We start from the raw sequence: 19095 nt of genomic DNA, 5'->3' as shown, positions 1-19095 counted from the left end.
ACTGGATGGTAACTGTCAGTCACGCCTCCTCCGGTCGATACGCCCGCACCCGGTACCGCACGAACGCCGGACCGGCCAGCGCGGCCACCACCACCCCGATCACCACCAGCAGGCCACCGCCCGCCGCGGCGACCGTGGTGCCCATGGCCGCGGCCGCGGCGCCGTGGGCCACGTCGGCGATGCGCGGTCCACCCGCGACCACCACCGTGAACACGCCCTGCAGGCGGCCGCGCAGGTCGTCGGAGGCGGCCTCTTGCAGGATGGTCGATCGGAAGGCCGCCGACACCATGTCCGCCCCGCCGCCGAGAGCCAAGAACGCCAGCGCAAGCCACAACATCGCGCCCGACGTGCCATGGGCGGCGCCGGTCGCCAGCCCGAACCCGAGCATCGCCAGCCCCCACACCACGATGCAGACCAGCACGGTCAAGCCCTGTCTACGGATGCGGGGCAGCCAGCCGGAAAACACCCCGCCGGCGACCGCGCCCACCGACATCGCCGCGGCCAGCAGCGCCATCGTGGTGCCACCCTCCACCGGCCCGCCGAAACTCTCGTGGGCCATCTGCGGGAACAGCGCCCTCGGCATGCCGAAGATCATCGCGATCAGGTCCACCACGAAAGACATCAACACCACCTGGTTTCCGGCCAGATAGCGGAACCCTTCGAGCACCGCGCGGAAACCGAACTTGCCCGCCCCTTCACCGGAACCGGTGGGCGGCATCTTCGCCAGCCGCACCGTCGCCCAGATCGGGGTGATGCAGGTGATCGCGTCGATCAGATAGAGCGTCGACAGATCGACGAAATGCAGCAGCATCCCGGCCAGCAGCGGACCGACGATCGCCCCGAACTGCATCACCGTCATGTTCAGCGAGTTGGCGGCGGGCAGTTGCTCGGCGGGCAGCATGCGTGGGATGGCCGCCGCGCGGGTCGGCGAGTTCACGGCGTAGAACACCTGCTGCAGGGACAGCAGGCACAGCACCACCCAGACGTTGTTCAATGCCAGCGCGGCCTGCACCCACAGCAACACCGACGACCCCGCCAGCCCGACTGCGGTGATGATCAGCAGCAGCCGGCGGTCCATGGCGTCGGCCCACGCCCCGCCCCACAGGCCGAAGACGATCAGCGGCACGAGCGCGAACAGGCCCGACAACCCCACATAGGCCGAGCTCTGGGTGAGTGCGTACAGCTGGACGGGAACCGCGAAGATGGTCAGGTTCCCGCCGATGACGGTGACGATGCCGGCCAACCACAACCGCCGGAAGTCCGGGGTTTTCAGCGGTGTGGTGTCGGCGAACAGCCCTCTCACCGTTGGGCGAGCGAAGCGACGGGAAGCTTCACCCGGGCGAGCGAAGCGACGGGAAGCTTCACGGCTGGAGCCGCTCGATACGGCCCTCGGTCACCCGAATCCTGTTGTGCACCCGGTTCTCCCGGCCCTGCCAGAATTCGACGACCTCGGGGGCGATCAGGTAACCACCCCAGTTCGGGGGCACCGGCACGGTGTCCTGACCGGCGAACCGGGCGGTCACCTCATCGAGTTGATCAAGCAGCGCGCGGCGCGACTCGATCGGCTGCGACTGATGCGACGCCCAGGCGCCCAGCTGCGATCCGCGTGGCCGCTTGCCCCAGTATTCGGCGGTGGCCTCGGCGGACACCTTCGTCACCGGACCCCGGATGTGGACCTGGCGCCCCAGCCCGTACCACGGGAAGGTCGCCGACGCGTACGCCGTGGCGGCCAGCTGCTCGCCTTTGGCGGAGTCGTAATTGGTGTAGAAACTGATCCCGGATTCGTCCACGCCCTTGCACAACACCGTGCGGGTCACGGGCCTTCCCCGCTGGTCGACGGTGGCCAGCACCATGGCGTTGGCCTCGGATAACCCGGCCGCCCAGGCATCGGAGAGCCACGATCGCAACAGCGCCAGCCAGCCATCGGCGAGCCAGCCGGCATCCAGGTCGGGGCTGCCGTCCTTCTCCACGGATCCGTATTCGACCCGCATCCCGGCCAGGTGGTCATTGTCGGCGCTCATGCGCGATCCGCCTCCGGCTTCTCGCTGGTCGCTCATGCGCGATCCGCCTCCGGCTTCTCGCTGGTCGCTCATGCGCGATCCGCCTCCGGCTTCTCGCTGGTGCTAGTCACCCGGCCACGCTACGCCTGAGGCATAACCGCCGTCCTGACCGCTGATTGACGCGCCGGCGCTGGATGCGACAATCTCGCCCATGACCGTGCCGGAAAACTTCGTAGCCGGACTGGAAGGCGTCGCGGCCTTCACCACCGAGATCGCCGAACCGGACAAGGACGGCGGGGCGCTGCGTTACCGCGGCGTCGACCTCGAGGATCTGGTGACCAAGCACGTCACCTTCGGCGATGTATGGGGCCTGCTGGTCGACGGCGAGTTCGGCCACGGGCTGGCCCCGGCCGAACCGTTCCCGCTACCCATCCACTCCGGCGATGTGCGAGTGGACGTGCAGGCGGGCCTGGCGATGCTGGCCCCGATCTGGGGTTACGCCCCGTTGCTGGACATCGACGACCAGACTGCCCGCGCTCAGCTGGCTCGCGCCTCGGTGATGGCCCTGTCCTATGTCGCGCAGTCCGCCCGGGGCATCGGCCGGCCCGCCGTCCCTCAGCGTTCCATCGATGAATGTCCCACCGTGACAGCACGTTTCATGACCCGTTGGCAGGGCGATCCGGATCCCCGCCACGTCGAGGCGATAGACGCGTACTGGGTGAGCGCCGCCGAACACGGGATGAACGCCTCCACCTTCACCGCCCGGGTGATCGCCTCCACCGGTGCCGACGTGGCCGCGGCGCTATCCGGTGCGGTGGGCGCGATGAGCGGGCCGTTGCACGGTGGCGCCCCGGCCCGAGTGCTGCCCATGATCGAGGAAGCCGAGCAGACCGGCGATGCCCGCGCGGTGGTGCGCGGCATCCTGGACCGCAAGGAGAAGCTGATGGGCTTCGGGCACCGGGTCTACCGCGCCGAAGACCCCAGGGCACGGGTACTGCGGGCGACCGCGCAACGGCTGGGCGTCCCGCGGTTCGAGGTGGCCTCGGCGCTGGAGCAGGCCGCCCTCGCCGAACTGCGCGAGCGCAGGCCGGACCGCGCCATCGAGACCAATGTGGAGTTCTGGGCCGCGGTCATGCTGGATTTCGCGGGTGTGCCCGCCCGGATGATGCCCGCCATGTTCACCTGCGGGCGCACCGCCGGGTGGTGCGCGCACATCCTGGAGCAGAAACGGCTCGGCAAGCTGGTCCGTCCGGCAGCCATCTACGTCGGCCCGCAGCCGCGGTCACCGGAATCTGTGCCGGGCTGGGACCTCGTCCACACCTCGTGAGCAGATTCGCTTCTGCCGCAACCGCTTCGCCAACCTGAGACCAGGCGGGGCGGGAGCCGGGTCAGCCGTGGGCTTCCCGGTCACACAACCCGACGCCGCCGCCACCGTCCGGGGCGAAGCCGTGCCGCCAAGACACGCTGGCCCAGATCGGTGCGCCGGCCACCATGGTGAAGGGTGTCGCCAGCGGGAAATCGGGTTCGGTGGACCGGATTTCGGCGCTACGCACCACGGTCGCCAGGGCCAGCGTGGCTTCCAGCATCGCGAAGTGATCGCCGATACAGGACCGCGGTCCCGCCCCGAACGGCAGATACTGCCAGCGGTCCAGCGCCTTGGCCGCCTCTGGCCGGAACCGCTGCGGATCGAAGGCCTGGGGCCACTCCCACAGCGCCGGATCTCGTTGTACCGCATAGGTTCCGAACAACAACAGCGTGCCGGCGCGCACCCGGTGACCGTCGACCTCGATGTCACGGACCGCCACCCGGGACACGCCGGGGGCGGGCGGGCACAGCCGCAGCGCCTCGCGCAGCACCTGCACGGTGTATCCGAGATGGGCGACGTCCTCGCAGCCCAGTGGCCGGTCACCGAGTTCGGCGACCTCGGCACGGATGTTCTCCTGCATCTCCGGAGACCGGCCCAGCTGCCATAGCGCGTACGTCAGCGCGGTGGCCGTGGTGTCGTGCCCGGCGGCGATGAACACGATGAGCTCGTCGCGGATCTCGGCGTCGGTCAGGCCGGTCCCGGTCTCCGGGTCGGTGGCCGCCATCAGCGCCCGGACCAACGGCGCATCGATATCGGGATCGGCTCGGCAGGCCGCCAACACGTCCCCGGCCAGCGTGCGCAACGTCGCTGCGGCGGCCCTGGCCCGTCGGCGCGCCGGAGTCGGCAGCCACCGCGGCAGCCGGACGGGGGCCGTCGAGCGGTCGGCGATGAAGGTCAGGACGGTGCGCAGCGGCTCGTCGATCGCGTCGGCGCGCCGGTCCAGATCCAGGCCGAGCACGGCACGGCCCAGCGCTCGCATGGTCAGCCGGCGGCATTCGGCATCCAGGTCGATGTGCATGCCCTCGGCCCAACCGTCCACCACGGCCTGGGCCGCTTGAGCCATGTCCCCGGCGAAGGTCTGCACGTGTTTCTTGGTGAACAACGGCTGCACCGCGCGGCGGCGCGGCAGCCACGCGTCGTGCATCATGTCGAACAGGTTGGTACCCAGCACATGCTGCATCTCGCGATGCATGAATGTCTTCTCCACGTATTCCTCGCTGCGGCTCAGGATGTCGTGGCCCCCGCGCGGCGAGGTGGCGACCACGATCTCGGGCATCAGCCACCGCGGCGCCAGCTTCAGCCGTGTCACCGGCCCGCCGGCGTCACGCAGTGCCTCGAACCCGGTGTTGAAACTGCGCAGGGCACGTAATTGCTGCCGGTAGGGCAGCGGATTGAGCGGGGCCGGCGGCAGGTCCTCGACGGTCTGGTGGGTCATCCGTCCAGCCTCATCGGGCGGACCGCGGCGCCATAGCGTAGTCGACTACCTGAATCGGCACGGTTGTCGGTGCGTGCTGATTGCATGGGACCCGCCCGCGATGAGATCCGCCGACCCGGCTGGTCTGTATCGTCGTCCACTCGCTGCCCCACCGAAGGAGAAACCCATGGCCATCGAGATCGTCCCCGCCGTGACCCCGCACCTGGTCGTCGATGACGCGGCCGCCGCCATCGACTTCTACGTCAAGGCGTTCGGCGCCACCGAATTGGGCCGGGTGCCCGGTCCCGACGGCCGGCTGGTGCACGCCTCGCTCACCCTCAACGGCGCCACCGTGATGCTCAACGACGATTTCCCGGAATACAACGGCGGGAAATCCCAGACCCCCCGCGCGCTGGGCGGATCCCCCGTCACCATTCATCTGACCGTCACCGATGTCGAGGCCAGGTTCGCCCAGGCCGTCGATGCCGGGGCGGAGGTCGTGATGCCGTTGGAAGACCAGTTCTGGGGTGACCGCTACGGCATGGTGAAGGATCCGTTCGGCCATCAGTGGTCGCTGGGGCAGCCGGTGCGCGAGGTCAGCCCGGAGGAGATCGCCGAAGCGATGCAGTCACACTGAAAGCGGGGGTTTGCACCGGGGTCAATTCCGCACTGCTGCACGGGATTCGTCTACGGCACGGAAATACGGCCGTGCCGGTATCGTCTGACCGAATATATCCAATCACCGACGGTCAGGTGGCATGGTCGAGTATTCGCTGTCTGGGGCGGTCGCAGCACGTGTCGGTGGCACGACGGTGCCGCTGGGCGGACCGAAACAGCGCTGTGTGCTCGCGGTGCTGCTGGTTCACCACGGCGCGGTCGTCAGCATCGACCGCCTGGTCGACGCGATCTGGGCCGATGACGCGCCGCCGAAGGCGCTGGCCTCCCTGCGGTCGTATGTCGCCAACCTGCGCAAGCTGCTCCCTCCGGCGGCCGACGACGCCGCCGGCCCGGCACGATTGGCGTCGCGGCCCAACGGCTATCAGCTGAATCTGCTGCCCGGCGATTCGGTGGACCTGCACGAGTTCGAAGCACTGGTCGTCAAGGGCCGCGCACAACTGGTGGGTGCCGACGCGGCGGGGGCGTTCGGCTCATTGACCCGAGCGCTGGAACACTGGCGCGGCGACCCATTCGGTGAGTTCCTGTACCGCGATTTCGCCATCCCGGAGGCTCGCCGCTACAGCGCTCTGCACACCACCGCGGTCGAGGCCCGTTTCGACGCCGCCGTCCAGCGCGGCCGCGGCGGGCAGATCATCCCGGAGATCGAAGCCGCGGTGGCGCGTGATCCGTTGCAGGAACGGTTGTGGGGCCATCTGATGCTGGCGCTGTCCCAGGCCGGCCGGCCCGCGGATGCGGTGCGTGCCTTCGACCGCGTCGGCGCGATCCTCAAGCGGGAGTTGGGGGTGCGCCCCGGCGAGGGTCTGCAGACGTTGTTCGACAAGATCAGCGACGGATCCCCCGACTTGCCGGCCACCCCGGTGCCGCCGGCGGCCGAAGTGCCACGGCCGCCGCTGTACGTCGGCCGCGACTCCGCCACCGAATCGGTGATGGCCTCGGTCAACCGGATCCGGGTCGGTACCGGCGGCCTGACGCTGGTGACCGGCGAGAGCGGTATCGGCAAGACGTCACTGGCCCAAGCCGTGGCGGAGCGGGCCGGCACCGATGGAGTGCAGGTGGCCTGGGCCGGTCACCCCACCGGTATCAGGCTGCCGCTGATGTGGACCTGGATCCAGATCCTGCGCCAACTCGGCACCGATCTGGGTCCCGCGGGTCGCCGGGCGGTACGCCGCGCAACGCCCGGTGCGGTCGACGCCCTGGTCCCGGAATGGGCCGGCGAGGACGGCGTGCCGGTCGCAGCGGTACCTGCGACCGGGTTCGCCCTGGCCGAGGGCATCGCCACCGCCCTGCGCGAATTCTCGGCGCTGCAGCCGCTGCTGCTGATCCTCGATGACCTGCACCACGCCGACGCCACCTCGCTGGAGGCACTGGCGTTACTGGCCACCCAACTGCCCAGGGTGCCCATCCACGTCATCGGGAACTGGACGTACTTCGGCGCCGACCGACCCATCAACCGCAAGGCGCTGACCCGGCTGCTGCACTCCAGCAATACCGTCACGGTTCCGCTGACCGGGATCGACCGCGCCGCCGCGCACCAACTGATCGACACCGTCACCGGGGCGCACACCCCCGCCGAAATCACCGAGTCCGTCTGGCGCCAGGCCGGCGGAAATCCCTTCTACATCAAGGAGATCGCCCGAGGTCTCGGCGCGGACCTGCTCGGCGACGGGGTGCCCGACGCCGTGCTCGGCGTGGTCCGCCGCCGGCTCGGCGCACTCGACCGGGCCACCCGGCGCACGTTGGGGGCCGCCGCGGTGATCGGTCCGGTATTCGACGTGGCGGCGTTGGCCGACATCGTCGACCTGTCGGTGTCTGCGGTGCAGACCCGGCTGCGACCGGCCTACGAAACCGGCCTGCTGGACGAAGTGCCTCGGCATCCGGGGGCCTATCGGTTCAGTCACGGGTTGGTGCGCGACGCCGTGCTGGCGCACCTGTCCACGACCGAACGCACCGCAGCTCATGCCGCCATCGCCAGCACCCGCGCGGCCGCGGTCGCCACCGATTCCTATGAGGACGCCATCGCCGTGGCTGACCACGCCTGGCTGGCCGGAACCGAACTCAATCCCGATGTCGCGCTGGAGATGAGCGAGACAGTGATCCAGCGGGCGTTACGGCGGTCGGCCTACGACGACATCACCGTGCTGGCCGAACACGCTCTCCAGGTCGCCGCCCGGTTGCCGGCCAAGCCGGACTACCTGGAACGTCAGGCCACCCTGTGGATGCACCTGGCCGGCGCCACGGGCATTCTCGAAGGCCAGGCCAGTACCGCCGTCACGCACGCCATCGCGCGGGCCTTCGAGATCGGCGAGCAGGTCCAGGGCCGCAGTTTCTACGGCGCCATCGCGCTGCAGTGCTTCGCACGGATCGGCATGGGCCACAACGAAGAAGCGGCCGTCCTGGCCAACGGCCTACTCAAGCAGTACCAGCGCACCGGGGATCCCGATGCCGGCCTGGCCAGCGACTTCACTCATGTGATGGTCTATTTCATCCGCGGTGACATCGACGCCGCGATCGCCACCGGCGAGCACATGATGAAGAACTTTCCGGCGCCGGACACCGTCACCGATCCCCTGCACTTCTTCCATCCGCGGGTGTACTGCTGGATGGCGATCGCCGAAGCGCAGCGCGGCGAGACCGTGGCAATGGACGAATACTGCCGGATGGCAAGGGAATTGGCGCAGAGTCGCGGTGACGCCTTCAACATCCTGGCCGCCGAACTGACCCAAGTGGAATGTGCGGCGATCCTCGGCATCACCGCGGGGACCGCCGCCGCTGCCAACGAGGTGTACCAGCGGTTCTGCGCAGCCGGCGGCCATCAGTGGGGTGCGTGTGCCCGCATCATCAGCCTCTGGGCTGACGTGATGGAGTCCGGCGTCGACCACGCACCCGCTGCATTCGAGGCTTTCGACGAGTTCGCCAGTGACGGCTCGGTGGCGATGCACGCGATGTTCCTGGCATTGCTCGCCGATATCGAACACCGCGTGGGCCGTCACGACACGGCGCTCGAATTGCTCACCCGCGCAAGGACCCTCGCCGAGACCACCGGTGAGCACTCCTGGGACGACTTCGTGGCGCGGCGGGTGGCCGCGTGTTCCACCACGACGTCGGAGACTAATGCAGTGGGGTCCCGTCCACCACGTCGGTGACGGTGACCTCGATGGGAAAGGAATGTGGGAGGCCGTGGCCGTCGGCACTGTCGACGATCTTGCGGACGGAGCCGATCACGGTGCGGCGGATATCGTCGCCGAGTTCGCGCAGCGCGGTGCCGTAGCTGCCGGTCACGTCGATGTCGATGGCGCGCAGCACCGCACCTTCGAGGGTGAAGGCGATCCGGGTCGGCTGGCAGACGAACTTTCGCCGCAACTCACGGGCCAGCAGGCTGCGCAGGGCATGATCGCTGACGTACACGACTCCCTCGGCGGCATCCCGTGACACCCGGATGGGCCAGCCGACCCGGGAGGTGGCGTGCACGGCGGCACGCACTTTGGCGCTGATGGTGTCCCACCCGGGTTCGGGCACAGATCTCAGGTACGAGGCTGCCCGGTGCAGGAAGGGATCTGGCTCAGTCACTGCCACCTCCTCAACAGAACTCGTAGTGTCTTGGTAGCCCGAAGGTGGTGACCGCGCACGGCATCGGGACTGAGTGCGAGAACTTCGCCGATCTCGGGAAACGTCATTGCCTCGATCTCCCGCATCATCCACACCGCGCGCTGGCGCACCGGCAACTCACCCAGCGCGGTTTCCAGCGCGTCCAGAAAAGCGGCGTTGGACGCCGCGGTGAACGGGTCGGCCGTGGTGTCTGGACCCGCCAGCGGTTCCAATACCCAGTCTTCCACCGGCTTGGCCTTTTTGAGTCGGTGTGTGTCGGCGATTTTGCGGTAACAGATGGCAAACAGCCACGTCCGTAGCGACGAGGCCCCGCGGAAACTGCCGATCTGGCGCCACGCCGCAACGAAGGTGTCCTGAACGACGTCAGCGACGTCGGCCTCTGACGCCAGCATCCGCCGGGCATACCGGTAGAGCACCGGTCCGTACCGGGTGACGATGGCGTCGAACGCCTCTCGGTCACCAACCCCGGCAGAGACCCCTAAGGCCTCGTCATCGGCGCCGCGCAGGTCGTCCTCAGTCGGCGACACTGCCTCACCATGCTCCCCGCTGTCAGACAGTTCTGCGCTGCGCGCACTTTCCCCACGAGGGGTTCTACGTTGCATGACTCCTTGGCCCTTGTCGCCGTGATCAGGTGTAGATGGCGCCGAGAATGCGCTGTCGGAAATACCAGTTGGCTCGTGGTGCAAGTTTGGCGGTGCTCTGACCACGGCCGCCCTTGCGGCGCCACCAACCTGTTGTGCTGGAATTAATTCAATTCCCCGAATTTCGAGCAAGCGGCACTATCGGTGAATCCTGCTCCGCAGAAATATCTTTCGATATTGGCTTGGTGACGTGTCCCCGTCACGACAGCGCGCAATCGAGTTCTCAGGCGGTGATGCGCATTTCGGTGACCATTCCGCCCGCCAAGCGGAAGGTGAAGGTGCTCGGGCCGTTGAACCCGTCGCCACCGACTTGGGCGATGACAACACACTCGTTGTCATCGGTCATGTAGAAGTGGACGACGTTCAGACTCACACGTTTCCCGATGAATTCTGTGTCGCTCCAACGACGGATGTCTTCGGGCCCGTGGAATTTGCGTCCCCAGTCGTCGACGACGCCCTGGTATGGGATGAAGGTCGCCAGGAATGCGTCGGTGTCACCCCGGTTGGTGGCGTCGATGAGGTTTCGCACCTGCGGGGTCAGCGTTGAAGACATTGTTTGTCTCTCGTAGTCTCTCGTAGGCATCGACGGTGGAAGATTCGTGCAGATCGCACCAAGACGGACCGTCGCTATCGAGTGGTGTAACCGCCGTTGGCAAGGATGGTCTGTCCGGTGATCCACCATCCGTCACTGACAAGGAATCGCACCAGCGGCACAATATCTTTCGGGTCGGTCAGCCCGGTCTCGGTGAACTTCGACAGGTCGGCGGCGTTCTGGTTGTATTCCGCGGATTCCTTGGACTCCTGGCCGTAGAAGAACGGTGTCTCCATCGGGCCCGGTGCGACCGCATTGACCGAGATACCGCGTTTGCCGAACTCTTTGGACGCGGCGCGGGTGAAGTGCTCCACGGGCGCTTTGGAGCCGGCGTAGATCGAGTACAAGCCCGTGTAGGCAGACAGCAACGAGGTCACCAACGTGACCAGCTTTCCCCGTTCCGAGAGATGTTCGCCGGCCTCTTTGATGAAAAAGAAGGCCGTCTTGGCGTTGATCGCGAAGATTCTGTCGTAGTCCTCTTCGGTGATCTCGGGCAGCGGTTTCTTGATGACCATCCCGGTGGTGTTGATCGCGATGTCGATCGACCCCATTGCGCTGCGGGCGTCTGCGAACAGTTTCGTCACCGCTGCCGCGCCGGTGAGGTCGGCTTGCAGCAGGTGCGCACTCGCGCCCGCCGATTCGACTGCTGAGGCAGTTTCTTCGGCGGCGGCCCGGGTGGATTCGCTGTTGTAGTGCACAGCGACAGCGCGGGCGCCGTGCGCCGCTACGTCGCGGGATATCAGTCCGCCCAGGTTCTTCGCCCCACCCGCGATCAGGATGTTTTTGCTGGTGATGGTGTTGTCGGTCATCGTCCTCTTTCGTTGATTTGCGGTGGCGACGATATCGTGGCGCAATTGTCGAATACCTTCGAAGAATCGGTGACTTTCCAAAAACACGCGAGCAGGGACGAGTCAGATGCAGGTATGGGATGGGCAACGCGAGCGCAGTGACCGCGCCGTCGTCGCCCAGCGGGACCTGCGGCTTCAAAATCTGGACTTCCGTTTCGTTGCCGAAACGATCACCGCGCCGACCGACTGGTGTTTCCAGGAGCCCCACCACGTGTTCGTCGTGCACCGACGGGGCAATCTGACATCGATGGAGATCGAGTTTCAAAGCGGCCCATCAGGTCGGCGCCTGCCACGCATCGGCGATGTGTGGGTCATCCCTGCCGAGCACCGCTACGCCGCCCTGGCCCAGGGCACCATGGTTGGCTTTTGCGAAATCACCGTACCCACAGCAGTTTTCGGTGACCGCGAACTGACACCTCGGGTGGGGTATCCCGACACACTGCTGCACCGGCTTGTGGAACGCCTCGCCGGCCATGCCCATCAGGAGGGCGCCGCGGCCACCTTGTTCCGCCAATCACTGGCCCAGACACTGCAACTGCACCTCGCCGACCACTACCCCGCCCAGCCCAGACCCGCGCACCCCGACAACATCGCGCGCCACCTCGATGAGCATGCCCAACAGATCGTCATCGACTACCTGCAATCCGAACTGGACGCCCGCATCGATCTCGACGAACTCGCATCCTTGGTGGAGATGACAGCCAGTGCATTCCTGCCGGCGTTCTCGGCGGCGTTCGCGACCACCCCGCACCAATACCTGATTGAACAACGCATTGCGCAGGCAAAAGCCCTCCTGTCGGGCAGCGCAGCCAGCATCACCGAAATCAGCGCCGCTGTGGGCTTCTCCACCCCGAGCCACTTTGCCACCACATTCAAACAACGCGTCGGCATCACCCCCACCGTGTATCGAAAGAGCAGCTGATTCAATACACGATCAGGCCGACCCGACCCGCCTAGTCTTCGCCGGCAACGATGATCTTCATGCCGCCCAGAATGGTGGCGAAGTCGTTGCGCAGTGCTTCGTTCGGACTGTCATACGGCGAGTAACTGACTTGAACTTCGTACGTTCGACCAGCCGCAGGAACGAGGGCGCGAACATTGAACACCGCAGCGGGATCTGGCGATTCGGGGGTTTCGGGCTTCGTCGTGTTGTAGGAACGCGCAGCGTAGTGGCAGAGAGTGGTCGTGGTTTGGTCGTGTATCTGAGCGCCGCCGCCGGCGGCGAATGCATCGGCGAGATCGTTGATTTCACTGGAGAGAAAGGCATCCGAGGACGACGTTCCTCGGGTGCGGGTGACATCGAACACCGCCGCGACGAAGGTCGGAGATGACTCCGGGGCAGTGTCGACTGACCCCACCACAGCGACGACGTTGGCAGGGGCAACTTCCTGCCCCAGCTTGCCGAAGACATCCGTGAATTGTCCGGCGAGTTCAGGACTGTTCTGCCACCCCCCGGGCTGTGGCACTTCGACGTGCACGGGTACGCGTCCATCGATAGCCGGAGTGGCCCACTGCGACGACGACTTGATAGACCTGCAGCCCAGCGCATCCGCCACCCGGCCCTCCTCGTCCGCGCAACCATTCAACGCCAAGACCACCGCGGTAGCCACAGCTCCCCCATGCATGCCGTTCAGTACGTATTTGCTGATCGTGCATTGCATCTCGGATGTTCCGTTCTCGTGTCACGCCATCGGGACAACCTCGTGCGGGCCCGCAAGGTGTAGTCGGGAATTCACCCGGATCCGAACGTCACCAAAGAGTGACCTGTCCCACAGCGCAACGCTGAACGCGCTCGCCCTCGTCGACCGGCTACCCATCTACGACGGGTCGCTGGAGCAGCGGAGCGCCGACCGGCGCTCCCGTTGATCGTCGGCTGATCCGCCGTCAGCGCCGCAATCCGGACAACAGCCGTTGCCCGACAGTGGGTTTGGGGGCCGATGCGGCGGCCGTCAGCATCTCCGCGACGGTGGTGAACTTGTCCCGCGGCCGATCGGCGCCACCGCGCGCGACCTCGGCCGCGTCGATGGCGCGCCAGCCCGCGGCGTCAACGACCGCGGGCTGGCGGCCGCGGATCAGCTTGTCCAGCGCCGCCGGCTTGTGGGCCGGGTCGCCGAGCTGTCCTCGGTTGTAGTCGTCCACCAGGTTGTGCACCGTTTCGGCGGCACACGATTTGTTGGTACCGATGAAGCCGGTCGGGCCGCGCTTGATCCAGCCGGCGACATAACTTCCCGGCACCGGCACACCGCCGTCGAGCACCCGGCCGCCGTCGTTGGGTACCACGGAATTGGTGTCGTCGAAGGGCAGGCCGGCAATTGCCTTGCCGCGGTATCCGATCGAAGTCAGCACCATCCCGGCATCGAGCGTGCGGGTCTGGTCGGTGCCGGTCACCCCGAACTCGATCGCGGTCACCGCATCCTCCCCCAGCACGCGCCGGGGGGTGAGCTGATAGGCCAACCGGATGCGTGGCCGGTTGGTGCGCGCCGATCCGTCGGCGAGCTTGGACAGGATCTCCAGCTTGTTGCGGGTCAGCGGGTCGGCCTCGTTGGCCAGATCGCGGATCACCAGATCGTGGTCGGCGGCGTCGAGTACCACATCGCAGGTCGAGGTCAGGCCGATCAGTTCGGGCAGCGTGAACGCCGACTGCGCGGGCCCGCGCCGGGCGGCGATCACCACCTCGGCCACCTTCGACTTGCGCAGTGCGGCCAAAGCGTGGTCGGCGATATCGGTGTGCGCCAAAGTATCCGGATCGGTGGTCAACACCCGCGCCACATCGAGTGCGACGTTGCCGTTGCCGATGATGACCACCCGTTCGTGGCTGAGGTCGACCGGCAGCCCGGCGAAATCGGGGTGACCGTTGAACCAGGCCACCACCTCGGTGGCAGTGGCGGTACCGGTCAGGTTCATCCCGTCGATCTCCAGGCGCCGGTCGTTCGGCGCGCCGACGGCATAGAGCACGGCGTGGTGGTGCTGCAGCAGATCGGCATGGGTCAGGTGCTTGCCGACCTCGACGTTGAGGAAGAAGGTGAACCCGCTCTGCCTCGTCATCCGGTCGAACAGCTTGGTGACGCGCTTGGTGCTCTGATGGTCCGGCGCCACTCCGGCCCGGACCAGCCCGTACGGCGTCGGCAGCTTCTCGAAGACGTTCACCCGGACCCCTCGCTGGGTGAGCAACTCATCCGCTGCGTACATCGCCGCCGGACCGGAACCCACGATCGCCACCGTCAGCGGTCCGCCGGTGCGCGGATGCACCTGCGGGGCTTCCAGCACCGGCGCCAGCTTCGACGTCGGGGGCAGTTTGCCCTCGCGCTTGGGATAGAACGCGGCGTTGAGCTCAACGAACGGCAACTGGTTCTCGGTCAGCCGGGAGTCGGGCGCGATGGCCCCGACCGGGCACGCGCTGACGCACGCGCCGCAGTCGACACAGGCATCGGGATCGATGTAGAGCATCTCCGCGGTCGCGAAACCGGGCTCGTCCGGCGACGGGTGGATGCAGTTCACCGGACAGGCGTAGACACAGGACCCGTCGCTGCAGCACGACTGGGTAATCACATGAGGCATCAGCCGTGTGTCGTCTCTCTCAGGCGACCGAGACCAGGTGCTGGCGCTGCGGTTCGCTGCGGTAGCGGCTGGGGCTGCCGTTGATCCGGCAGATCCGCCACACCAGCTTCGCCAGCGGGTTCATCAGGCCGCTGTCGTGAGCCAGCATCCGCACGTCGCCGAACATGTCCCGCAGCATCTGCCGCGACTGCGGCGAATGGAAGAAGATGTCCTTGCGCACCGAGCGCGGAATGTCGAACTTCTTCCAGAAGGTGCGCGGCGGCACGATGATGGCCGAGCACAGGATGCGCATCACCACCGGAACGTAGATCGACAGCACAAACCGCTTGCGCCAAGACAACTCGGGCACCCGCTTGCGCAGATACTCGTGTGCGAAGGAGATGTGGCGGGCCTCTTCGGCGACGTGGATCGCCATCACCCGCTCCATGATCGGGTGCAGCGTCTTGCCTTCGCGCAGCACGTTCTTCTGCGTGTGGTCGATGGGCTCCTCGCCGGCGAGGATGCCGAACCAGAACGGAATGGGCAGGGGCCCGGCCACCAGCGGGATGACAGGCTGAATCCACTTGAGCAGCCGCGGCATGCCGGGCACGTCGGCGCCGATACGGTTCACCATCTCCTGGAACATCAGGGTGTGGTTGCACTCCTCGACCGCCTCATGCAGGCAGTAGCGGTATTCCGGTGAGCCGTTGGGCGTCCAGAAGGCGTACTCCATCAGGCCGCGGATCAGGATCGACTCGAAATGCAGGCCGACCTTGGCGACGTTGGCCTGGCGCCACATGCCGATCTCGATCTGCCGGTCCAGCGGCTGGGACTGGTACCAGGGGTGCTGGCCGATCGGATCCGTCGCCGGCAACACCCAGCGCTCGTCGTTCGGGATCACCGCGAAGTCGGGCGAATCCCAGTCGATATCCTTGTACGGATTGAAGTTTCGCCGCACCGACCCCTCGGACAGGGTGGTGAGCATGTCCACATACGCGATGTCGTCGCTCACGTCCATGTTCTTGCGCCAGCGCCGGATCGTCTTCGTTCGAGCCATGGGAATCCCTCCACGAGGTTTACATCAAGTGCCCTCTTGTCTAGACGGTACCGCAGGTATCGAATAAAAGTCCACACCCCGGGCTGATGTTTTGCTGAGAGTTGCGACCGTACGGTCGGGGCCGTACCGGAATTCCAGGTGAATAACGGCAGCGCCAGCCCGGACAAGAGCAGAGAGCACCCGGCAACTAGTTGCTGGAGCAACGCAGTCCCCCTTGAATTACCACCGCCTGAAGGTGTCCAAACCTCCGGCCAACGCGACTCACCCGGCATTGGCCCGGCAACTGGTTACACTCCCAGCTGTCTCACAGCACCGGCAGAGGATGCAGATGGCCATGAACAGCAAAGTCAAGGGCGTGGTCATCGGCGCCGTCGTGGTCGTCGGGGTGCTGATCTCGGGCACCGTGCTGTCCAGCTGCGCCACCCAGGTCGGGCCCGGGCAGACCGCGGTCAAGGTCGACGACTACGTCCTGATCCCCACCGACCCCAAGCTCGAAGGCTGCATCGAACCGGAGACCTCCGCCTTCAATCCGCCGGGCGGGTTCAAGGCCTACCGCTATCCGTCGCGGCAGATCAGCTGGGACGCCACCGGCAACCCGGACTCGGAGGCCGAAGCGACCATCGTGGTGTCCAATGCATCGGCACCGGCCGAACTGAAGGTTCCCGTGGTGATCACCTTCGACCTGACCACCGACTGCAACATGCTGATGGATTTCCATCGCGACTTCGGCACCAAATACCAGGGCTGGCTGGACAGCGAAGGCCTGGTCACCACCGGATGGGTGAACCTGCTGCGGTACGTGATCGGACAACCCGCCGAGCAGGTGCTGATCAGCGTGGCGCAGAAGTACACCTGGCGCGAGATCTGGAACGACGAGAAGGTGCGCATCGAATTCCAGAACGCACTGCGCGACGCATTGCCCGGCGCCTCGAAGGCCCGCACCGACGGCCGGGAGTTCTTCACCAATTTCCAGGTCACGGTGATGAAGCCGGACCCGGTGGAATCCGGGCTCAAAGAGGCGATCATCGCCGAGCAGAAGGCGATCGCCGACGCGCGGGCCGCCGAGGCCAAGGGCGTGGCCGACGCCAATGCGGCCAAGGCCAAGGCCGAGGCCGACAGGGCGGCGGCGCAGGCACAGACCGAGCTGGCCCGGCAACGCGCGCTGCAGAAGCAGGCCGAAATCGCCGGCTACCCGGACGTCGACGCCTATCTGCGGGCCATCGCCATCGAGAACGGGCAGAACCCCTTTCAACCGACCTACGTGGTGCCCCAGGCCCCCTGAGCCGCACCGGCCGTCTTAATGGTTGGCGCGGGCCGATAATCTGAACGCCATGGCCGAACTGACGATCCCCGCCGATATCAAGCCCAAAGACGGACGCTTCGGCTGCGGACCCTCCAAGGTGCGCCCCGAGCAGCTGGCCGCGCTCGCCGCCGCCGGTGACCTGTTCGGCACCTCGCACCGGCAGGCTCCGGTGAAAAACCTGGTGGGCCGGGTGCGCGACGGGCTGCGTCAGCTGTTCGCCCTGCCCGACGGGTACGAAGTCGTCCTCGGCAACGGCGGCTCCACCGCCTTCTGGGACGCCGCGGCGTTCGGCCTGGTCGACAAGCGCTCACTGCACCTGACCTACGGCGAGTTCAGTGCGAAGTTCGCCTCCTGCGTGGCCAAGAACCCGTTCGTCGGCGACCCGATCATCATCAAGACCGACGCCGGCACCGCACCGGAGCCGACCTCGGATCCGTCGGTCGACGTGGTCGCCTGGGCCCACAACGAAACCTCGACCGGGGTGGCGGTGCCGGTGCAACGTCCCGCCGGTGACGCCCTGGTGCTCATCGACGCCACCTCCGCGGCCGGCGGCCTGCCCGTCGACATCGCCGACACCGACGCCTACTACTTCGCCCCGCAGAAGAACTTCGCCGGCGACGGCGGGCTGTGGATCGCGGTGCTGTCGCCGGCCGCATTGGCCCGGATCGACGCCATTGCCGCCACCGATCGCTGGGTGCCCGACTTCCTGTCGCTGCCCATAGCGGTGGACAACAGCCTCAAGAACCAGACCTACAACACCCCGGCCATCGGCACCCTGATCCTGCTCGCCGAGCAGATCGACTGGCTGCTGGCCAATGGCGGCCTGGACTGGGCAGTCAAGCGCACCGCCGATTCCTCTGCGCGGCTGTATTCGTGGGCCGAATCGTCGGCCTTCGCCACCCCGTTCGTGGCCGACCCGGCGCTGCGGTCGCAGGTGGTCGGCACCATCGACTTCGCGGATTCGGTGGACGCCGCCGCAGTGGCCAAGGTGCTGCGGGCCAACGGCATCGTCGACACCGAGCCCTACCGCAAACTGGGCCGCAATCAGCTGCGGGTGGCGATGTTCCCGGCCGTCGATCCCGAGGACGTCAGCGCGCTGACGGCATGCGTGGACTGGGTCGTCGAAAGAGTTTGAGCGCGCCTGCCTTCGGTAGTGCGTGTCTGCACGGTAACGGGCGGATAACAAAGTAGGGTCCGCGGTGGAGGTGCACTATGCAGGAACTGAAGGTCGTCGGGCTCGACGTGGACGGCAAGCGGCTCATCTGCGAAGGCGCCGACGCGAGCGAGAAATTCGTCATCCGGGTGGACAACCGGTTGCGTGCCGCCGTGCGCGGGGACAAGGCCGGCTCCAATCAAACCCAGCTCGAGGTCGAGGTAGCAACGTTGCGCCCCAAAGAAATCCAGTCCCGCATCCGCGCGGGCGCATCCGTCGAGCAGGTCGCGGCGATCACCGGCGCCGATATCGACCGGGTACAGCGTTTCGCCCACCCGGTCCTGCTGGAACGGTCCCGCGCGGCCGAACTGGCCACCGCGGCGCACCCGATCCTGGCCGACGGCCCCGCTGTACTGACCCTGCTGGAAACCGTCACCTCCGCGATGATCTCGCGCGGCCTGGACCCCGACGCCACCAGCTGGGATGCCTGGCGCAACGAGGACGGCCGCTGGACCGTGCAGCTGGCCTGGAAGGCGGGCCGTTCGGACAATGCCGCGCACTTCCGCTTCACCCCCGGCTCGCACGGCGGCACCGTGACGGCCTTCGACGAGCGGGCCGCCGAACTGATCGACCCGAACTTCACCCGCCAGCTGCGCACGGTCGCACCGGTGGCAGAGCTGGACTTCGAACCGGCCGCACCCGCACCCGTGCCCGCGCCGGTGGTGACCCCGGAGCCCGCCGCGGTGCCCGCACCCGCCGCCGTGACGGAACCGGCACCCGAGCCGAAGCCGGTCGAGCCGGCACCCAAGCCCGCCCGCTCCCGCAAGGCCCGCGCCACGGTGCCGGCCTGGGAGGACGTGTTGCTCGGCGTGCGCTCCGGCACTCAGCGCTGAACCAGCG

The 19095-nt window shown here is 67.0% G+C and carries 17 protein-coding genes; 7 read left to right on the top strand and 10 right to left on the bottom strand.

Annotated elements, in window-relative coordinates; translation table 11 throughout:
• Positions 1–19 precede the first annotated feature (19 nt).
• Complete coding sequence (locus tag ACXPWS_RS04110; RefSeq protein ID WP_458711215.1) at positions 20–1303, bottom strand: MFS transporter; 1284 nt, start codon at positions 1301–1303, stop codon at positions 20–22.
• Between the two features lie 58 nt (positions 1304–1361).
• On the bottom strand, positions 1362–2021 hold the full coding sequence (pdxH, locus tag ACXPWS_RS04105) for a pyridoxamine 5'-phosphate oxidase (RefSeq protein WP_458711214.1): 660 nt from the start codon (positions 2019–2021) through the stop codon (positions 1362–1364).
• A 190-nt stretch (positions 2022–2211) separates the two neighbouring features.
• On the opposite strand from pdxH, the gene ACXPWS_RS04100 reads away from it, so the two are divergent.
• Positions 2212–3327: a citrate synthase 2 gene (locus ACXPWS_RS04100; protein WP_458711213.1), complete on the top strand. Its 1116-nt coding sequence runs from the start codon at positions 2212–2214 to the stop codon at positions 3325–3327.
• A 61-nt stretch (positions 3328–3388) separates the two neighbouring features.
• Here ACXPWS_RS04100 and ACXPWS_RS04095 read toward each other — a convergent pair whose 3' ends face one another.
• On the bottom strand, positions 3389–4801 hold the full coding sequence (locus ACXPWS_RS04095; protein WP_458711212.1) for a cytochrome P450: 1413 nt from the start codon (positions 4799–4801) through the stop codon (positions 3389–3391).
• Positions 4802–4967: 166 nt separating this feature from the next.
• Between ACXPWS_RS04095 and ACXPWS_RS04090 the strand changes: the two genes are divergently transcribed.
• Positions 4968–5417 carry a VOC family protein gene (locus ACXPWS_RS04090; RefSeq protein ID WP_458711211.1) on the top strand — a complete coding sequence of 150 codons (450 nt, stop codon included), beginning with the start codon at positions 4968–4970 and terminating at the stop codon, positions 5415–5417.
• Between the two features lie 121 nt (positions 5418–5538).
• On the top strand, positions 5539–8601 hold the full coding sequence (locus ACXPWS_RS04085; protein ID WP_458711210.1) for a BTAD domain-containing putative transcriptional regulator: 3063 nt from the start codon (positions 5539–5541) through the stop codon (positions 8599–8601).
• Here ACXPWS_RS04085 and ACXPWS_RS04080 read toward each other — a convergent pair.
• From ACXPWS_RS04080 to ACXPWS_RS04065, 4 genes are all read right to left on the bottom strand, one after another.
• Positions 8567–9025, bottom strand: a complete 459-nt coding sequence (locus ACXPWS_RS04080; protein ID WP_458711209.1) for a hypothetical protein — start codon at positions 9023–9025, stop codon at positions 8567–8569. The genes ACXPWS_RS04085 and ACXPWS_RS04080 overlap by 35 nt on opposite strands.
• Entirely contained in the window at positions 9022–9591 is a 570-nt protein-coding gene (locus ACXPWS_RS04075; RefSeq protein WP_458711208.1) for an RNA polymerase sigma factor, read from the bottom strand. Before ACXPWS_RS04075 ends, ACXPWS_RS04080 begins: the two co-directional genes overlap by 4 nt.
• A gap of 337 nt (positions 9592–9928) precedes the next feature.
• Positions 9929–10258, bottom strand: a complete 330-nt coding sequence (locus tag ACXPWS_RS04070) for a nuclear transport factor 2 family protein (RefSeq protein WP_458711207.1) — start codon at positions 10256–10258, stop codon at positions 9929–9931.
• A gap of 74 nt (positions 10259–10332) precedes the next feature.
• Positions 10333–11106, bottom strand: coding sequence for an SDR family oxidoreductase (locus tag ACXPWS_RS04065; protein WP_458711206.1), 774 nt, complete (start codon positions 11104–11106; stop codon positions 10333–10335).
• Positions 11107–11212: 106 nt separating this feature from the next.
• On the opposite strand from ACXPWS_RS04065, the gene ACXPWS_RS04060 reads away from it, so the two are divergent.
• On the top strand, positions 11213–12067 hold the full coding sequence (locus ACXPWS_RS04060) for a helix-turn-helix transcriptional regulator (RefSeq protein WP_458711205.1): 855 nt from the start codon (positions 11213–11215) through the stop codon (positions 12065–12067).
• A 31-nt stretch (positions 12068–12098) separates the two neighbouring features.
• On the opposite strand, the gene ACXPWS_RS04055 is transcribed toward ACXPWS_RS04060, so the two are convergent.
• The 3 genes from ACXPWS_RS04055 to ACXPWS_RS04045 form a co-directional block, all read right to left on the bottom strand.
• Complete coding sequence (locus tag ACXPWS_RS04055) at positions 12099–12701, bottom strand: hypothetical protein (RefSeq protein WP_458711204.1); 603 nt, start codon at positions 12699–12701, stop codon at positions 12099–12101.
• Between the two features lie 328 nt (positions 12702–13029).
• Positions 13030–14703, bottom strand: coding sequence for an FAD-dependent oxidoreductase (locus ACXPWS_RS04050; RefSeq protein ID WP_458711203.1), 1674 nt, complete (start codon positions 14701–14703; stop codon positions 13030–13032).
• Between the two features lie 19 nt (positions 14704–14722).
• Positions 14723–15739: an AurF N-oxygenase family protein gene (locus tag ACXPWS_RS04045; RefSeq protein ID WP_458711202.1), complete on the bottom strand. Its 1017-nt coding sequence runs from the start codon at positions 15737–15739 to the stop codon at positions 14723–14725.
• A gap of 334 nt (positions 15740–16073) precedes the next feature.
• On the opposite strand from ACXPWS_RS04045, the gene ACXPWS_RS04040 reads away from it, so the two are divergent.
• The 3 genes from ACXPWS_RS04040 (at position 16074) to sepH (ending at position 19088) form a co-directional block, all read left to right on the top strand.
• Entirely contained in the window at positions 16074–17021 is a 948-nt protein-coding gene (locus tag ACXPWS_RS04040) for a membrane protease subunit, stomatin/prohibitin (protein ID WP_458711201.1), read from the top strand.
• Positions 17022–17070: 49 nt separating this feature from the next.
• Entirely contained in the window at positions 17071–18177 is a 1107-nt protein-coding gene (gene serC, locus ACXPWS_RS04035; protein WP_458711200.1) for a phosphoserine transaminase, read from the top strand.
• Between the two features lie 77 nt (positions 18178–18254).
• Entirely contained in the window at positions 18255–19088 is an 834-nt protein-coding gene (sepH, locus tag ACXPWS_RS04030; protein WP_458711199.1) for a septation protein SepH, read from the top strand.
• The last annotated feature ends 7 nt before the right edge of the window (positions 19089–19095 follow it).

Source organism: Mycobacterium sp. BMJ-28 (genome assembly GCF_054404835.1).
This window is presented reverse-complemented; position numbering and strand designations above follow the sequence as displayed.

Coding starts and splice junctions, on each gene's coding strand:
- pdxH (WP_458711214.1), bottom strand. CDS start 2,021: ATGAGCGCCGACAATGACCACCTGGCCGGGATGCGGGTCGAATACGGA.
- ACXPWS_RS04100 (WP_458711213.1), top strand. CDS start 2,212: ATGACCGTGCCGGAAAACTTCGTAGCCGGACTGGAAGGCGTCGCGGCC.
- ACXPWS_RS04095 (WP_458711212.1), bottom strand. CDS start 4,801: ATGACCCACCAGACCGTCGAGGACCTGCCGCCGGCCCCGCTCAATCCG.
- ACXPWS_RS04090 (WP_458711211.1), top strand. CDS start 4,968: ATGGCCATCGAGATCGTCCCCGCCGTGACCCCGCACCTGGTCGTCGAT.
- ACXPWS_RS04085 (WP_458711210.1), top strand. CDS start 5,539: ATGGTCGAGTATTCGCTGTCTGGGGCGGTCGCAGCACGTGTCGGTGGC.
- ACXPWS_RS04070 (WP_458711207.1), bottom strand. CDS start 10,258: ATGTCTTCAACGCTGACCCCGCAGGTGCGAAACCTCATCGACGCCACC.
- ACXPWS_RS04065 (WP_458711206.1), bottom strand. CDS start 11,106: ATGACCGACAACACCATCACCAGCAAAAACATCCTGATCGCGGGTGGG.
- ACXPWS_RS04060 (WP_458711205.1), top strand. CDS start 11,213: ATGCAGGTATGGGATGGGCAACGCGAGCGCAGTGACCGCGCCGTCGTC.
- ACXPWS_RS04050 (WP_458711203.1), bottom strand. CDS start 14,703: ATGCCTCATGTGATTACCCAGTCGTGCTGCAGCGACGGGTCCTGTGTC.
- ACXPWS_RS04045 (WP_458711202.1), bottom strand. CDS start 15,739: ATGGCTCGAACGAAGACGATCCGGCGCTGGCGCAAGAACATGGACGTG.
- ACXPWS_RS04040 (WP_458711201.1), top strand. CDS start 16,074: ATGAACAGCAAAGTCAAGGGCGTGGTCATCGGCGCCGTCGTGGTCGTC.
- serC (WP_458711200.1), top strand. CDS start 17,071: ATGGCCGAACTGACGATCCCCGCCGATATCAAGCCCAAAGACGGACGC.
- sepH (WP_458711199.1), top strand. CDS start 18,255: ATGCAGGAACTGAAGGTCGTCGGGCTCGACGTGGACGGCAAGCGGCTC.